Raw genomic sequence first — 16,231 nt, 5'->3', positions numbered from 1 at the left:
AAAAGAATTTTTACTGTATGATATTGAGAAAATATTTATGTTTTGCTTGTGCTGTTTTGTTTATTCAGAGCGGATATGCTAAAGAGCAGAAGCCTATAAATCTGGGAGAAACACCCTGGAGGTTTTCCAAAGTCGTTCGACAGGAGATGGATTTGGCAAAAGATGCCCGTATTCTCTGTGGTACGCAGGCAGTACCTGTGATCAATGATGGTGATATGAATACGGAATGGGTAGCAAATGATGCACCGGAACCAAGTCTGCTCATCGATCTGCATGAGAATAAACAGACGGGAAAAGTCAAATTGTCTTTCAAGGGGAACCGGGTATATTTTGCTACTGTAAAAGTGGAAGTAAGCCTTGATAATAAACAATGGAATTCGTTGACAGACGGTATAGACAGACAGCGGTGCGAATTGTATAAAGAAGGCGATATCTCGAGTGTCAATAATACGGTAGGGTACGTTGCAACCGTTACGAGCACTTCACTTTCTGTACCGATTCCGGTGACTTACCGTTATATAAAGCTTTCCGGTTTGAAATGCTTCTCTGAAAAAAAAGAAGAATTACCGGTGCGTGTCAGTGAGCTGGCCATTCATCCGGTTGAAAATGATCATCCGGATCAGGAAATGGCAGGAGCAGATTTTGATGATACACGATGGGAAGAGGTCGGCATCCCGCATTGCTACAACGAACATGATACTTATCTGAATGCAAGTACGGGAGAACGTTGCTGGCGGGGAGAAGGCTGGTACAGAAAGAAACTCTTTTTCAATGAGAAGGATCGGGAGAAGGAGATTTTTTTGGAATTCCAGGGAGTGAATCTGGCAGCTATTGTCTTTGTGAACGGGCAGGCTATTTCCGGGAATACACGGGTTAAACAACCGGGAGTGGTGACTCATGTAGGCAGCTCTCTTCCTTTTGTGGTGAATATCAGCAAATATATAAAATGGGGTGAAGAGAATCAGATTGCGATTAAAGTCTCGAATGCGAAAAATACGTTCTTTGCCTGGCCGGGATTCGGTGAGAATGAAGGATTCGGACAGGCAATGGGAGGTATTGTGAGTCCTGTCTATATGCATAAGAAAGATAAAGTGCATATCCCATTCAACAGTTACTCTCCTTTAAACAAATGGGGCACTTATTTCGGAACGGTATCTGCTACGCCGCAGGAGGCCGTCGTAAGGTTTCAGACGAATGTTGAAAACTCTTCGGAGCATACACAGGCAGTCGAACTGCGTACTTATTTACAAGATGAACGGGGACGTACGGTGCTATCATTTACCGAACAGCGAAATGTGGCACCCGGCGCTACTCATCTGTTTGATCGGACGGAAACCATTCAAAATCCGAACTTATGGTATCCTATCGGCTGTTCGGGCACTCCATATTTGTACACTGTGCAGAATAAAGTGTATGTAGACGGTAAACAGGTGGATAGTAAAAGTGAGAAATTCGGTATACGTGAAATTACCTGGGATGAAAATCATTGCTATGTCAACGGTGAAAAATGTATTTTGCGGGGATTTGGCAACAGAAACATTTATCCGGGTTTGGGAGCCGCCGTTCCGGCAGCTTTGCGTTGGCAGGACATCGCTTATATTGCCGAGTGTGGAGGAAATGCGTTCCGCGTAGGGCATCAACCTCCGTTTGCCGAAGCTTTTCAGGCTTGTGATGTGTATGGCATTCTGCTGATTGTAAACAGTGGAGACAATGAATGGGCCTTGAAAAACGAACCGGCCAAGACTTACAAACGGGAGTACGACCGTGATGCGATTATTGCATTCCGCAATCATCCTTCGGTGGTTATTTGGGAATCGAACAATGGGCTGGCCTATGAAGGTGATAAATATTTGCCTTCTTATACGCTTGAGGAGGTAAAGAAATGGGATTATATACAACCGCGTCTGGTATTGAATCGTGATGGTTATCCTCCGGAATGGGATGAGAAGGAGCCGATTGTGATAGGCTATACCAATCGTTATGAGAAAGTACAGGGACATCCTTCTCTGAATACGGAAGTTTATGGTACCAATTGGAACGGTCAGCCCAGCTGGTGTATTGCCCGCTTCGATTACGATAATGAAAAGCAGTTCTCTCAGGCTTATGTACAGGATTATCTTCATGATCTCGACAGGCAGGCATGTGGCTGGATCGATTGGATGTTGGCAGAGACGTATGGCGAGGGGTATACGATTTATCTGAATGGGATGAGGAATCAGAAGAGTCTGGGTTCCTGTGCGATGGACGCCAATCGCTTTCCAAAGTTGAAGTATCGGATTTATCAGAAAGCACTTTGGGTACCGTTTTCTAAACGGCCGGGAGTTGCTCTTCAAAGCCATTGGAACTATTCGGGTATTCAGGATGTGGATGCCTGGAGTAATTGTCCTTATGTAGAACTGTTTATCAATAAGAAATCCTATGGGATCGTTGAGCCGGATCAGGCAACCCGTCGTTGTACCTGGAAAGAGATTTATTGGGAACCGGGTATTGTTGAGGCGGTCGGGCTGGATTATGATAAGCGTCCTGTCTGCTCCGAAAAGATAGAGTCGTCCGATGAACCTTATGTAATACAGGTCACTATCGAGAAGCAGACTGCCAAACCCGACGGTGAAGAGTTTGTATTACGTGCCAATGCTTCCGATGCCTTTATTGTGACGGCTAAGATTGTGGATAAAGCCGGCCGCTGGTGTCCCAGGGCCGATCATCTTTTGAAGTTTGAAGTAGAGGGGGAAGGAGTCTATAAGGGGTCTTATAACTTCTATGTGACTGAGGGTAAGGATTTAGCCTATCATGCTCCCGGAGATCATGAATTGCAAGCAGAGGGCGGTTTGATGAGAGTGGCTGTACGAACGACCTTTAATCCGGGAAAAATAAAAGTAAAAGTGAGTGCAGACGGATTGGTTTCGGGAGAAGGTTCTGTGAAATCCAAGAAGGTTAGACTGTGATTTAAAATCCATGTAATTTTGCATAGGTACCGATAAAGTATCGGCTTAGTATATGGAGATTGTAAAGAATGTACGCTTCTTAACAAAGAAAGGAGACAGATATGATTATTAGGGAGATGATTCTGTTTTCACTACTTTGTTTGGGAGCGTTATTCTTTAATAGCTCTGAATTTGTTGACACAGGAATAGTGCCTAAATGGTATATGACTATTGCTATGGGAATTGTATTAGTTGTCTATTATTTAATTCTCTCACAGCGAAAAAGATCTTTTTCTTTTGAAATGCAAGGGATCATCTATGCTATTATTATTTCATGTGCTTTGCAGGCATTATATGGAATCCTACAATATTGGGGAGTATTACAATGTACTTCATCTTTTAGGATAACCGGTAGCTTTGATAATCCGGCAGGGTTTGCCTCTTCTTTATGTGCCGGTATACCTTTTTTGTGGTTTGTATGGAATGGGTTAAAAGGATGGAAGAAGTTGCTGTGTGTAATGACTATCCTATTACTTGTATGTGGTGTCTTTTTGTCAGGCTCACGGGCAGGAGTATTGAGTATATTTATGTTGGTTGCTATTTGGGGGTATCAGTCTGTTTCCTGGAATAAACTACAGAAAATCGTATTGGTAATAGGTGCTTTAGTAGTGCTGATTGTTTTTCTTTATTTTCTGAAAAGAAACTCGGCCGATGGCCGATTATTGATTTGGATTTGTTGCTTAAATATGATAGCAATCAAACCTTGGTTCGGGTTTGGCTCCGGAGGATTTGAAGCACATTATATGGATTATCAGGCTCAATTTTTTCATCGGAATCCAGATAGCGGATACGCTATTCTTGCTGATACGGTTCAGCAGCCATTTAATGAATTTCTTCGCATAGCCGTAGATTATGGTTTAGGTGGGCTGTTGGGATTATTGGGAATGATTGTATTTTTAATACTTTGCTATCAAAAATGTAACAGTTGCTATAAGGACTTAGCTGCATTAAGTCTTTGTTCAATAACCGTTTTCTCTTTATTTTCTTACCCATTTCTATATCCATTTACTTGGGCTGTTGTTTTATTGGATTTGGTTATATTGGCTGGGAATACGTGGCATATTCATTGGAAGATATTTTCTGTTGTTGGAAAGTGGTTGGTGATATTATGTGTTATGGGGAGTTTGTGCATAACGAACACGATGGTTATTCGGGTAAAGGCAGAGATGAAATGGAAACATGCATTGTCCCTGTCTTCGTGTGGGCTTTTCGAAAAGGCACAACCTTTGTATGATGCGGCAGAGCGTGTGCTGGGGAATGATCGCTATTTTTTATACAATTATGCAGCTGAGCTTAATGTAGCCCGGTTTTACAAGGAAAGTCTTGATATTGCGATGAAATGCCGTCATTTATGGAGTGATTATGATTTGGAAATGTTGATTGCGCAGAATTGTTGGGAAATAAATCGAATGGTAGAAGCGGAGGAATATTTTAGATTGGCTTCTGATATGTGTCCTAATCGATTTATGCCATTGTATCGATTGGTTTGGTTGTTGGATAGACAAGGACGGCAAACAGAAGCAAGAGAACTTGCTACGATTATTATTTCTAAACCAGTGAAAATACCATCAGTTATTATTGAGCGAATAAAGAGTGAAATGGAAAATTACTTAACCTTAAAAATATAATGCTATGTCTAATACTTTATATATTCACATTGGATATTGGATAGTAATATTACTTATCTTGTTTGTTGGTTATCTTATTTATCCTAAAAAACAAAAGAAAAGTAGCAAAAGGGCTGGAAAGAATTTTTGTATAGAACAGAGTTGTCCACAAAAAGTAAATACGATCTCAACTTCTCTTGAGAAGAAGCAAGTATTACTCAATATGCCTTCAGATGATAAAGATTGGCACTGTTTGGAGGCATATTTTGATAATACATACGATGGCTTTATTCAGAAGTTACGTAATAATTATCCGTTGTCTAATGAAGATATTCATTTAATAATACTGATTTGTTTAGAAGTGAGTAATAAACAGATTGCATCCTATTATCATATCCAATTGGCCTCTTTGGCTACTCACCGTTATCGTATTGCCAAGAAAATGGGATTGAAGGAAGTGAAGTCTATTAATGAGGCTATAACGGGAATGCTTAGAAATGAAAAATACTGAATACTTGTCTAAGATTTCATAGACAAATGCTTGTCTATGGTGTTTGTCTATAATTGTTTGTTGTGAATTATTGGTAGTTCCTCTATGTTTGTAACTAAAAAAGTATACGACTTATATTGTGTACACTTAATGATGAAATATAAAATTGTTTTGGGTAGGAGGATAAAGACCAATGTTACTTGATTTGTTTTTGTGAAAAAATATAGGAATATACCAAATTTGAAATGTTTGGCTGGTTAGGATTATTTATATAATTAAAAAAGTAATAATATGAAATTAAAATTTAAAGCAATGGCCTCTCTTTGTAGTGCTATGATCTTTTCTGCAGCTATTTTTGGGGTGATTTACAGTTGTTCCTCTGATGAATGTGACATTATAAATAGTTCAATGGAGGATGTTGTTGTGAATAAAAATCCGCTTATGATATCTGTTGAAAATTCAAATGAGTTTTTAGCTTTTATTAAAGAGAATGAATCAGTTATGGCTAAATTTCTTATGTATAAGGAAACATTAAGTGAAAGTGATTATAATGAATTAATGTCTAATGTGAATGATGATGATTATTTGTTGGATATTATAAATAAAGCTGATATGCTTAACGATTTACAGAGATTAGGAGCGAAGATGAATAGTTTATTGGCTAATACGCAATATGAACGATTAAATCAGATGGAAAAGATACAACTTTTTAATGATTACTTTGAAGCTTCTAATATTGTAAAAGTAAAGACTCGATCAGAGGTATTGTATGCCACATGTTATGAACAATATAATTCTGCTCGTAACTATGCTGAAGCTAAATGCAGTGCAGCAGTATTGGCATGTTCGTGTTTGATTGTTTCTGGACCGGGTGCTTGTGCATGTGTTCTTGCAGCTTTAGATAAATTGGATGATGATTTGCAGGCTGCTAAGCGTGATTTGAAAATTGCCAACGTCAGCATCATTGATATATGAGAAATGATTATACTATATATATAATTGTCTGTTTTTTATCTATACTATTTTCATTAATAAATAGAGTATATCCTATAGGGGGAAAAGAGTATCTATTGAATAATGTTATGTATTTTTCGACATGGGGAACTCTGTTTTTTATTGAAATAAGAAAAGTGCTTATAATAAAAGGAAATAAGAAAGAACAGTCCGTAGATTATTTTCCTATCATTATTACTATTTTAATGATGATAGTTTGTTTAGTGGATATGTTAAGGTGAGGTTTCTTGAAATGTGCTTGGTTGGGTATAGACGTTTAGTTGCGAATTTGAACTGTTTGACTTCTAATTATATGAGTTATGCATGGGAATAGTGTGAAGATTCTTATTGGCGTTTTTATTGCATCTGTATTGCTATTTATAGTTACTAGTCCTTTGTTGATGATACAAACCGAAAGTGCTGCAATCATCACTTGTGTGATTTTTCAAGCATTTACAACTGTTGTAATAGGCAGGTTGTGTGGAAGGGTAAAACCTTGGCAGTTATTTGTTACGATACTTATTGGTAGTTCGATTATTGATTTATATATAAGAATTCGTTATTTTACAGAAACATTAGGTTCGTTTCGTATTTTTGTAGGTATTCTGGTTGCTATAGTTGTTGGGTATTTAGTGTTTAGATTACTTCCTAATGCTGGAACTCGGAGTCAATCTGAAAAGTAAATTCTATTGTATTGAATTTAATGAAAGGCACATTTATGAAACAATGTATTATCTTATGTTTTTCTTGTTTTTTATCTTGTTTTTCGAGTTGTCAAAGATATGATTCTCAATTAGAAGAAGCATTAATTTTGGCAAAAGAAAATCGGGGAGAACTGGAGAAGGCATTGGCCTTTTATGAAAAGGATTCATTGAAACTGGAAGCTGCGAAGTTTTTAATAAAGAATATGCCCGGACATTACTCTTATAGAGAGGTGGATAGCGTTGAGAAATATTATGATGCTGTAGATTCTGTATTAAAGTATGTGCAATGTTCAAGGGAGGAGATACGGGATACTTTGGAGAAGGTATCCCAGCATTTTGCTATGAACTATTATACCATTCCGGATGTGGAGATTATCAGATCTGATTTTCTGATTGCAAACATTGAAAAAGCTTTTAGTCAATGGAAAGAGGGAGAATGGGCCACTCATGTCTCTTTTCAGGATTTCTGCGAATATCTGCTTCCTTATAAGGCAGTGGAATTACAGCCTTTTGATAGTTGGAGAGATTCTGCGGGGATTAAGTATAGTAAGGGCCTTGATGAGTTACAGTACTGCGAGGCATATAGAGGATCGGCTGTTTGGGCCACTCATCGTGTGAATAATCAATTGAGGGAAGATGTCCATCCTTATCTGCTTGATTATAATATGTATCCGATTCATCGTTTAAGGACGAAAACGAAACTGCCTTTTGGTGTTTGTGAAGATTATGTTGAAATGGCAACTTCGGTTATGCGGAGTAACGGTATTCCTGTTATGATGGATTTTACTCCTCAGTGGCCTTTTCTTGACTTGGGGCATTCTTGGAATGTTTTATTAGCTAATAATGGAAAGAACATCCCATTTAGCGGAGCGGAGAGTAATCCGGGAGAACCGCACAAATTAGGTGAGAAAATGGCAAAAGTTTATAGGAGAACCTATGCAAGGAATGCCGAAATGCAGGATTTGCTGGGAAGTGAAAGATATGTCCCTGAAACTTTTCGAACTCCTTTCATAAAGGATGTGACAGCTGAATATATGGCAACTTGTGATGTGGATATCAAAATAGACAGCGAACACAGTAAATATGTTTATTTGGCCGTTTTTAACAATCCTTCTTGGATTCCTATCGCATTTGCGAAAGTCAAGAACCATATTGCACAATTCAAGAAATTGGGAAAGAATGTTTTATATCTTCCGGTTAGTTATACGGAGTATGGAATACAACCAGTGGGGAATCCTTTTATTCTAACTTCTAAAGGCAAAGTAACAACAATTATCCCCAATAAAAAGGTATTGCAATCAATGACTCTTTACAGAAAGTATCCATTGTTTAAACATGTTCAGGATATAGCATATCGAATACTGGGAGCCAAATTTCAAGCGGCAAATAAACCTACTTTTGAAGATTCTGTATCTATATATAGAATAGACAAATGGGGTACGAGAGGAGAAGAGATCAATATCCCCCCCTTAGGTAATAAATATAGGTATTGGCGATTGTTTCAGCCGGAATGGTCGCATTGTAATGTTGCTGAAATAACCTTTGTAGAACGGGACTCTCATCTGAGGAATCAAGGTAAGGTGATAGGTCTTCCACGCTCGTGGAATAATGATCCGAATACGTATAAGGAGGCAGCTTTCGATGGAGATTTACTTACTTTTTTCGATTCGGCACTTCCTGCCGGTGGTTGGGTAGGTATGGATTTTGGACATCCGGTGGATATAGAAAAAATTATTTATACACCGAGAGGCGACGGTAATATAATCGGTATTGGAGATGAATATGAATTGTTCTATTGGACAGACCATCATTGGGCCTCTTTAGGAAAACAAATTGCTACTACTATAAAGTTGGAATATACCGAAGTGCCTTCTGGCGGACTGTATTTTTTAAGAAACCTAACGAGAGGAAAAGAAGAACGAATTTTTACGTATGTAGATGGAGAGCAGGTGTTCTGGTAAGAGAAGTTCAAGATGAATCGTCAAGTTAGTTGTAAAATTCTCTGATTATCAGTATTGGACAATATATCAGTTTTTTCACAAACAGATAAGAGGGTACTTTTTTGTTTGTGAAGTACCCTCTTATACTTTGATAAATAATAGTAAAGTCGTGTTGTAATTTGGTTTATTTGTAGACGGTTTGTTTGTTTCCCATAATGAAGCGTAGTTCTTTAGCGCCGATCAAGTCGAAATAGTTGATAAAAGGCTTTAGAAGTTTTTTCCCATCCAGAAATACGGATTGTACATATTGGTTTTCTTCTGAAAGGTTGTCTGCTTTTATCGTTAATTCGTGATCTTTCAATTGGATTTTGATTTCCGGTAATTGGGGAGCTCCTATGGCAAATTCATTACTTCCGGGAGTTACCGGATAGAATCCCATTGCCGAGAAAAGATACCAGGCGGACATTTGACCGCAATCGTCATTACCATTTACGCCGTCGGGAGAATTCTTATAGTTTATTCTCACGTGTTTACGAGCCAGTTCCTGTGTTTTCCACGGTTCGTTGCAGTAGTTGTACAGGTAGATGTAATGATGTCCCGGTTCGTTGTCGTGCCGGTAGTGGTCTTCTTCGAAGTTACGGTCCAGTTTGGCGGAGAATGCCTTTTCTCCTCCCATCATGTCGATCATGCCGGGGATATCTTGAAGAACACAGAATAGATAGGTCCACTTGGAACCCTCTGTTAATCCGTGCCGTGAGTGATCGTCCAAATCTATCCAGCTTCCGTCGTAATTACGTGGCAGGAAGAATCCTTTTTCGGCATTGTATTGATTTCTGTAATTCTGGCTGAACTGCATCAGGCGGTTGTAGTCTTCGGTTTTTCCTAAGTCTTTTGCCATTTGTGCCACGCACCAGTCATCGTATGCATATTCTAAAGTTCTGGAAACGGACTCTGCTGTCTTGTCATCGGCTACATATCCGAGGGAGTGGTAATAGCTGGCTCCTGCACGTCCTTCAAAAGAGGTCCAATAGTCACGGTCTCCGTATCTTCTTTGTGTGTCGCAATCAGGAGGGACCATTGCGTTTTTGCGTAGGGCTTCATAGGCCAGACCGATATCGTAGTTGCGAATCCCTTTCATGTAGGCATCGGCTATCACGGCATCTGCATGAGTACCTATCATAATATTGGTATAGCTGGGATTGGGCCACATAGGCAGCCAGCCGCCCTCCTTATACATTTGTAGCAATGCAGTAATCCAGTCGCTGGTCAAGTCGGGCTCTATAAGGGTCATTAAGGGATGGAATGCACGGAATGTATCCCAAAGGGAGTAGTCATTGTACGAGAATCCATCGTGGATTTTATCATCAAAGGCGCTGTAATATTTTCCGTATTCCGAGAACTCACGGGGAAACAGATAACAATGATAAAGTGCTGTGTAAAATATCGGTGCATCATCTTTATTGTTTCCTTTGATGTGGAATTTGGAGAGCTTGTCGTTCCATGCCTTTTTGGTATTATTGCATAATTGTTTGAAGTCCCATTCGGGAACCTCATGTTCCAGATTCATACGTGCCTGTTCGATGCTTATGAAAGAGGTTGCGATCTGCACTTGTATTTGCGGGGAGCTTTTGTCGAAGTCTATATAGGCTCCCATCCGGGTGCCGTATAACTCTTTCTCTCCCGGATAAAGGGTGGAATCGTTCCAGCAACCGAAATCTTTTATATCCCGGTTGAAGCGGATGATGAAGTATCCTTTAAAATTGGGGAGGTCCGGTCCTATTTGTGCCGATTGCCTGTCCGGATTGTAACCGATAATCTCGTTGTTTTCCGTATCTATTTTCACCCAGCCTTTTATGGTGTTCAGGCGATGGCTCAGATGATTGCACCAATCGTTCAGGGCAGGGTTTAGATTAATGCCTTGGATGATTAACCGGGGTTTCTGATTCTTGGGGAAACGGAAGTTGAGCATTGCGCACCGGCTGGATGCTGTCAATTCTGTAAAAATGCGGTTCTTCTGTTTATCGGTTAGAGTGACGGAATAATAATGGGGAGAGGCTTTTTCATCTTTGTGATTGAAACTCATCTTTCTGTCTTCCGGAAGAACTTTCACCGTTTCTCCTACTTGGGGCATAACCGATACATAACCGTAATCTCCCATCCAGATGGTGGGTTGATGGGAACCTAAAAATCCCATAATGTGTTCATCATCATAGACGTATGCCATACCTCCCATCTTGTTCTCTCTCGTCTGCGGGAGAAAACTGGTCATGGCAAAAGGCGTACCGACGTAGGGTACTGTGCCTCCTTCACCTTTGAGGGCAGTGCCGATGAAAGGATTTACATAGTCCACAACCTCTTTTGGGGGTTGAGAATAGGTGAGACTTGTATAGAAACATAGAAACAAAAAAAGTATTTTCTTCATGGTGTTTATTTGGGGTGTTATACATTTATAAGATAGCGGGCTATGTTTACTTTTTCTTATCTAAAAGAACCCATTTACACTGGTCTGTCAGATCGACAGTACCTTTCTTTCCGGATGCTTCGATCCGGTTTTCTCCTTTTTTGAGTGATACGTTTTTCCAGATAAGGATATTATCCTCTCTGTCAGGATGTCCACAGTCTTGTCCGTTCACTTTTAGGTGAATGTGATCACAGTTAGAATAAATTTTGATATCAGTGGCGGGTTCTCTTCTGGCAATATCTCTTTTGCTCGTGATATGTAGAACCGGTGACTCTGACCATGCCGATTGATAAAAGTAGAAAGCATCTTTTTTGACTTTTCTGTCATAAGTAACCAGCCCTTTATCATTTAGTCCCAGTATATCTCCTTCGTTTCTGGAGGCACTTGCAAAGTCGAACATATTCCATACAAAAGATCCCCATACGAAATCGCTGCTACTTATTCCCCGGTAATTCTGCTCGTGAACAATGGTCTGCCACTCTTCCGGATGAAAGATTCCATCTGTTTTGGGGGCTGATTGAACATCTTGTTGGTGATGCCAGATATTGGCTCCTGCACCATATTCACTGACACAGATACCTTTGTTTCCCACCAGACGGTTCCAGTGTGTTACGGACGATTTCATAGTGGAAGGTTGTGCCCAATACCATCCCGGGTAAGTATTGTACGCCATGATATCTGTAATTACATTTTCCGGTCGGTTTTCTACGTTGGCGGCAGCAACTGTCAGACGTCCCGGATCTTCTTTATGGGCTACTTCATTCAATTCCTGTATCAGTTTTTTTACATCTCCTTCGCACAGTTCATTGAACAAGCTCCAGCAAAAGATAGAAGGATGATTAAAGTTCTGCCGGATTAACTCGGTTAATTGCAGTTTTATATTTTCGGTGAAGGCAGGGGTAGGAGATGCTTTGCCTATAAGAGGAATCTCTGCCCATACCAGCATACCTTCCCGGTCGCATAGCGAATAGAAAAAGTCAGAATGTGGATAGTGGGCCAGTCTTATTCCGTTGGCTCCTATCTCTTTGATCAATTCCATGTCTTCATTATGCTCCTTGTTTGTTATTGCCCATCCTTTTCCGGCCCGGTCTTGATGTCTGTTTACACCTTTTATTTTATAGGGATTACCGTTTAGGAAGAAACCTTTTTGAGCATCGACGGAGTAGTATCTTAACCCAGTGTACTGAGATAAAGTGTCTACTACGGTATTTCCTTTCATTACTTCTATAAAAACACGATACAGATGAGGGGATTTTTTTCCGTTCCACAAAACAGGTTGTTTTATGTTCAGCTTGTTAACAAATTCAACGGTCTCGTCTTTTCCGGATGCTTTCCGGGTGATACAGTTGCCTACAAGTTGTCCTTTCGCATTAAACACACTGGTTTTTACAGATAAATCTTTTTCTGCCTTGCTGCTATTCACTTTGGTTACGACAGATAATTCTGCCTGCTTGGAATCTACTTTGTTTTGATGTATATAGACTCCCGAAGAAGCGTAATCTAATGGAGTGACACAAGTCTTGGGCAGTAAAAGTAGAGATACCGGTCGGTAGATACCGCCAAAAACAGTAAAATCGCCGGATAGGGGAGCGATATCGTTGTCTAAACGATTGGAAACCTTTACTTCTATAAGGTTGTCTCCCTTTTTTAATGAAGAAGTTATCTCAAAACAGAAAGCATTAAATGAACCTTTATGGTTCCCCACCGGGATGCCGTTCACAAAGACATCAGCTACTTGGCTGACTGCTTCAAAACGTAGGAAAGCACGTTGTTTTAACATCTCCGGCAATATGTTCAGATGATAGCGGTATTCGCCCGTTCCCCGATAGTAGTCGGGAGTCAGGCCATCTGTTGCATTCCAGGTATGCGGGACTGTTACTTTTTCCCAAGTTAAATTATTTCCGTCTTTGTCTGAACGGAACTCCCATTCTTGATCCAATAGAAGTTTTTGGCGCAATTGGGCGGAAGATTGCAAAAAAGGGAATAAACATAAAACAACAACAATAATAAATTTCATTCGTATGTACATGAGTGCATAAAATTTAAGATAACAATATTGATAAGGATGATATGGCAAATTTAGCGTAGAAAATCCTGATTCTATAGTAACGAAGCACTCATTTTATAGCAAATATGTATTATTCCGACAATAATTCGGTTTGAAAAAAACGTTTGATACGGATATTCTATTTTTTGAAACCTTGAATTAAGTAATATCACTCTACTTGGATGCAAGTCCTATTTAGTCTTTATCCGTCCTGTAACTCTGCAGGGTACTCCATTTTCAGTAATCCCTTCCAGTACGTATTCCATATCGTGATTCATATCTGTGGTATAGAAAGATACTTTGGTACGTCCGGTAGAATCGGTTTGTATTTGGGGATTCCAATAAATAGTTGTCCTAAAATCGGTCTTGTCGGTTTGTAGCGAATCGGGTACATCGTATTGGGGTGAATAAAACTCTGCTGGCTTCTGGTAACCTAACGGATAAAGGGTAGCCAATCCCAGCGATGGGCGATAATAATGGGCGGAGCCTCCATTCTTCAATTCGATGAGAATGACACCTTTGTATTTGTCCATTTCGGCGGTATGCTTCTGAAAGTCTGTATTCTTCCATCCGGTATTCTCGTTTGCATCGTTTTTCCACCCTTCTTCTATTTTTTCCTTAAAGCTTACTCCTCCGGTGATCGTGTTACTCTCTTTCAGTTTGGGGCCTACCTGCCATTCGGCTCCTTTCAGGAAAGGTGCATTCGGGACATAAACCGGTACGCTTTGAGCATCCCGGAAAAAAGAGATAGATGCGATCTCACTTGCCATATAGTATTGCAAGTCAGTAGATTCTACCAGGTTCATATCTACAACAAAACGCAGCTCTTTTCCTCGGTATATATATTGGTCTTCTGTTAATTTTCCGATTCCCGGTGTTTTGAGTATAATGTTTTCATAGACAATATCCCACACACTCTTATTTTTGTATTCTGCTTCTATCATCCTGTCGGTTATTACATAATCGGCATATCCGGCAAACTCCCCTGCTAATTTTCCTGTCTTGCTGATATATTTGGCTGTAACGTTTATCTCATCCAACATAATCTCTTTCCAGATATTATTCTGCCGATAAATTTGATGGTATTCGTCCATCGCACTTTGAGTTCTTTCTTGTATGACTCCTTTGGGGGCGGGGATGAATGTTTTGGAATCCGGAAATACCTCTGCGTCCGGGTAAATCATTACCCCTTTCGCTTTTCCTCTTTTATTAATGGCGTTAATGGTGAATGCGGTACTATCCGGAAACTCAATTCCGTTGAAAAAGTAGTTCCCTACGCTGTCTACTTGTGCGTGTACGGCTTTCCAGTGATTACTGAAGCCGACAACCTCTATTCCGTTCATGCTTTTCCAGAAGAGCGGCTTAACCTTTCCGGTAAGTGATTGTCCTATCTCCATCGGATGTTGGGGTTGAGGTACATGTTCCTGTAAGATAGATGACAAATCGTATTTTTTCCATCCTTGGGTTAGCATCAACAGGTCCAGATGTTCGTTTATCTGTGTTGTGTTTGCAGTGAAGTAGTAGTTAGGGCTTTCTATATGCCCTCTTAATTCTGACTTCATTAAAAGCTGAGTACTAATATTGTTTTCCAATGAATCCCATTTTATAAGTTGGGCATCAGTGACAGAAAGGGCGAAGTCTCCATTGCCGGGTAGACTTATTTGCATTTCTACTTTTTCTCTTTGCCCATATGCAGCTTGGTCGGTTTGTATCCGGGGGGTAATATGAGTTTCCTTTTTTATGTACATCATTCGTTCGCAGAATACCCGGCCCGTTTGGTTGGTGATTGCTACGTTAAGAATACCTTCGGGTACTTGGCTTAGAGAGAACTTACCGGTTTTGTTGTTTGTAGTTAGTGGCTTGACTATTGAAGGTATCCCCCGAGTATGGGCAATTATCAGTAAGCTGTCCGTTGGGAAGTTCGTATTGTTTTCGAGCATGTAAATACAAGTCTCTCCCTGTTGGCGGAGTTGTAACGTTATTCCTTTCTCTTGTACTTTGGGGAGTCGGAATTGCTTTTCAATCCCTTTATTGTCGGTGATAATTGCTAAATAGATACTATCCTTTTGTGCTAATAGCGGAAACTTTCCCATGCCATTGTGCAGGGTCGTTATGTCAGCCATAAATGTTCCTCCCGCGCTGAACACTTTTCCGGATACAGAGGTACTCAACCCGTCTGCTCCTATGGCTTTGAATGCGACTGTTTGAGGAGTGCCTGCCAATAATATTCCGCTTTCGGGAAAAAATTGGACGTCAAAATCTTCTCCTCTTTCGGGTATGGCAAACTTTTGTTCATAGATGATTCCTCCTTTATTATCAAAGACAGTAGCTGATAATTGTTGTTTTTCTGTGGGACGATCTTGCTGCTGTATTTGTAATTCGATTTCTCCTTTAGAATCGGTTAAGGCATATCTTTTCCGATATTTCTTACCATTCCTGTTATAAGCAAAATCGATCCGGCAATTTTTAATCGGGGAACCGTCACTATAAGTATATTGAATAAGGGCTTGTTGTTTATTCTCCTTTGCCGGATAGAATTTGGCGGTCAGTATTTTAGGGTTTTGTATGACTTTACTGATTGAGATATTCTTTTGGAAAAAGTAATCTGGTGAATCATTTCGCATCCAATTGGTATATGCGCGTAAGGCATATTCTCCGGGAATAAGCTTTTTATCAAGGGCTAAATATCCGGAAAAAGCATTGTTTTCTTTTCGGATTTTTATCCTCCTTTCCACGCTGTCGAGTTGATTGATCAATTCTATATATACAAAATTACTGGGCGATGGTTGGTAAATTTGTGCATTAACTACGTAAGCTTTTAACCAGATTGTATCTTCTGTCGTATAATAGGGCTTATCAGTTTGTAAATAAATGCTTTCAGAGAGGGAGGAAGTCAGATAATTGACAAATTTCCGGTTGAGATCACTTGGACTATTTTGTGCTTGAGAAGTCATATTTGACAAACAAATGAATAAAATAGAAATGATGTGTTTCATACATAATAA

9 protein-coding genes are annotated in these 16,231 nt (G+C 39.8%); 6 read left to right on the top strand and 3 right to left on the bottom strand.

Annotation, left to right across the window (positions count from 1 at the left end; genetic code table 11):
- Positions 1–17: 17 nt before the first annotated feature.
- The 6 genes from HMPREF1532_RS07845 (at position 18) to HMPREF1532_RS07815 (ending at position 8,739) form a co-directional block, all read left to right on the top strand.
- On the top strand, positions 18–2,945 hold the full coding sequence (locus HMPREF1532_RS07845) for a DUF4982 domain-containing protein (protein ID WP_005927336.1): 2,928 nt from the start codon (positions 18–20) through the stop codon (positions 2,943–2,945).
- 101 nt (positions 2,946–3,046) lie between these two features.
- A complete protein-coding gene (locus tag HMPREF1532_RS07840; RefSeq protein WP_005927334.1) occupies positions 3,047–4,612 on the top strand; it encodes an O-antigen ligase family protein in 1,566 nt (521 codons plus the stop codon).
- Between the two features lie 4 nt (positions 4,613–4,616).
- The gene (locus HMPREF1532_RS07835; RefSeq protein WP_005927331.1) at positions 4,617–5,102 is read left to right on the top strand and encodes a hypothetical protein; all 486 of its coding nucleotides are present in this window, start codon (positions 4,617–4,619) and stop codon (positions 5,100–5,102) included.
- Between the two features lie 270 nt (positions 5,103–5,372).
- Positions 5,373–6,056: a hypothetical protein gene (locus HMPREF1532_RS07830; protein WP_005927328.1), complete on the top strand. Its 684-nt coding sequence runs from the start codon at positions 5,373–5,375 to the stop codon at positions 6,054–6,056.
- Positions 6,057–6,409: 353 nt separating this feature from the next.
- The gene (locus HMPREF1532_RS07820) at positions 6,410–6,757 is read left to right on the top strand and encodes a hypothetical protein (protein ID WP_224203685.1); all 348 of its coding nucleotides are present in this window, start codon (positions 6,410–6,412) and stop codon (positions 6,755–6,757) included.
- Between the two features lie 128 nt (positions 6,758–6,885).
- Positions 6,886–8,739, top strand: coding sequence for a discoidin domain-containing protein (locus HMPREF1532_RS07815; RefSeq protein ID WP_244266411.1), 1,854 nt, complete (start codon positions 6,886–6,888; stop codon positions 8,737–8,739).
- Between the two features lie 163 nt (positions 8,740–8,902).
- Here HMPREF1532_RS07815 and HMPREF1532_RS07810 read toward each other — a convergent pair whose 3' ends face one another.
- The 3 genes from HMPREF1532_RS07810 to HMPREF1532_RS07800 all read right to left on the bottom strand — a co-directional run bounded on the left by HMPREF1532_RS07810 (position 8,903) and on the right by HMPREF1532_RS07800 (position 16,222).
- Positions 8,903–11,140 carry a GH92 family glycosyl hydrolase gene (locus tag HMPREF1532_RS07810; RefSeq protein WP_005927316.1) on the bottom strand — a complete coding sequence of 746 codons (2,238 nt, stop codon included), beginning with the start codon at positions 11,138–11,140 and terminating at the stop codon, positions 8,903–8,905.
- Between the two features lie 46 nt (positions 11,141–11,186).
- A complete protein-coding gene (locus HMPREF1532_RS07805; RefSeq protein WP_005927313.1) occupies positions 11,187–13,208 on the bottom strand; it encodes a glycoside hydrolase family 2 protein in 2,022 nt (673 codons plus the stop codon).
- Positions 13,209–13,417: 209 nt separating this feature from the next.
- Complete coding sequence (locus tag HMPREF1532_RS07800; RefSeq protein ID WP_005927310.1) at positions 13,418–16,222, bottom strand: hypothetical protein; 2,805 nt, start codon at positions 16,220–16,222, stop codon at positions 13,418–13,420.
- Between the last annotated feature and the right edge of the window lie 9 nt (positions 16,223–16,231).

It is taken from the genome of Bacteroides salyersiae WAL 10018 = DSM 18765 = JCM 12988 (assembly GCF_000381365.1).
In the GTDB taxonomy this organism is placed as follows: domain Bacteria; phylum Bacteroidota; class Bacteroidia; order Bacteroidales; family Bacteroidaceae; genus Bacteroides; species Bacteroides salyersiae.
The sequence above is the reverse complement of the archived record's forward strand: the minus strand, read 5'-3'. Positions and strand labels throughout refer to the sequence as shown.

Coding starts and splice junctions, on each gene's coding strand:
- HMPREF1532_RS07805 (WP_005927313.1), bottom strand. CDS start 13,208: ATGTACATACGAATGAAATTTATTATTGTTGTTGTTTTATGTTTATTC.
- HMPREF1532_RS07845 (WP_005927336.1), top strand. CDS start 18: ATGATATTGAGAAAATATTTATGTTTTGCTTGTGCTGTTTTGTTTATT.
- HMPREF1532_RS07810 (WP_005927316.1), bottom strand. CDS start 11,140: ATGAAGAAAATACTTTTTTTGTTTCTATGTTTCTATACAAGTCTCACC.
- HMPREF1532_RS07830 (WP_005927328.1), top strand. CDS start 5,373: ATGAAATTAAAATTTAAAGCAATGGCCTCTCTTTGTAGTGCTATGATC.
- HMPREF1532_RS07800 (WP_005927310.1), bottom strand. CDS start 16,222: ATGAAACACATCATTTCTATTTTATTCATTTGTTTGTCAAATATGACT.
- HMPREF1532_RS07840 (WP_005927334.1), top strand. CDS start 3,047: ATGATTATTAGGGAGATGATTCTGTTTTCACTACTTTGTTTGGGAGCG.
- HMPREF1532_RS07835 (WP_005927331.1), top strand. CDS start 4,617: ATGTCTAATACTTTATATATTCACATTGGATATTGGATAGTAATATTA.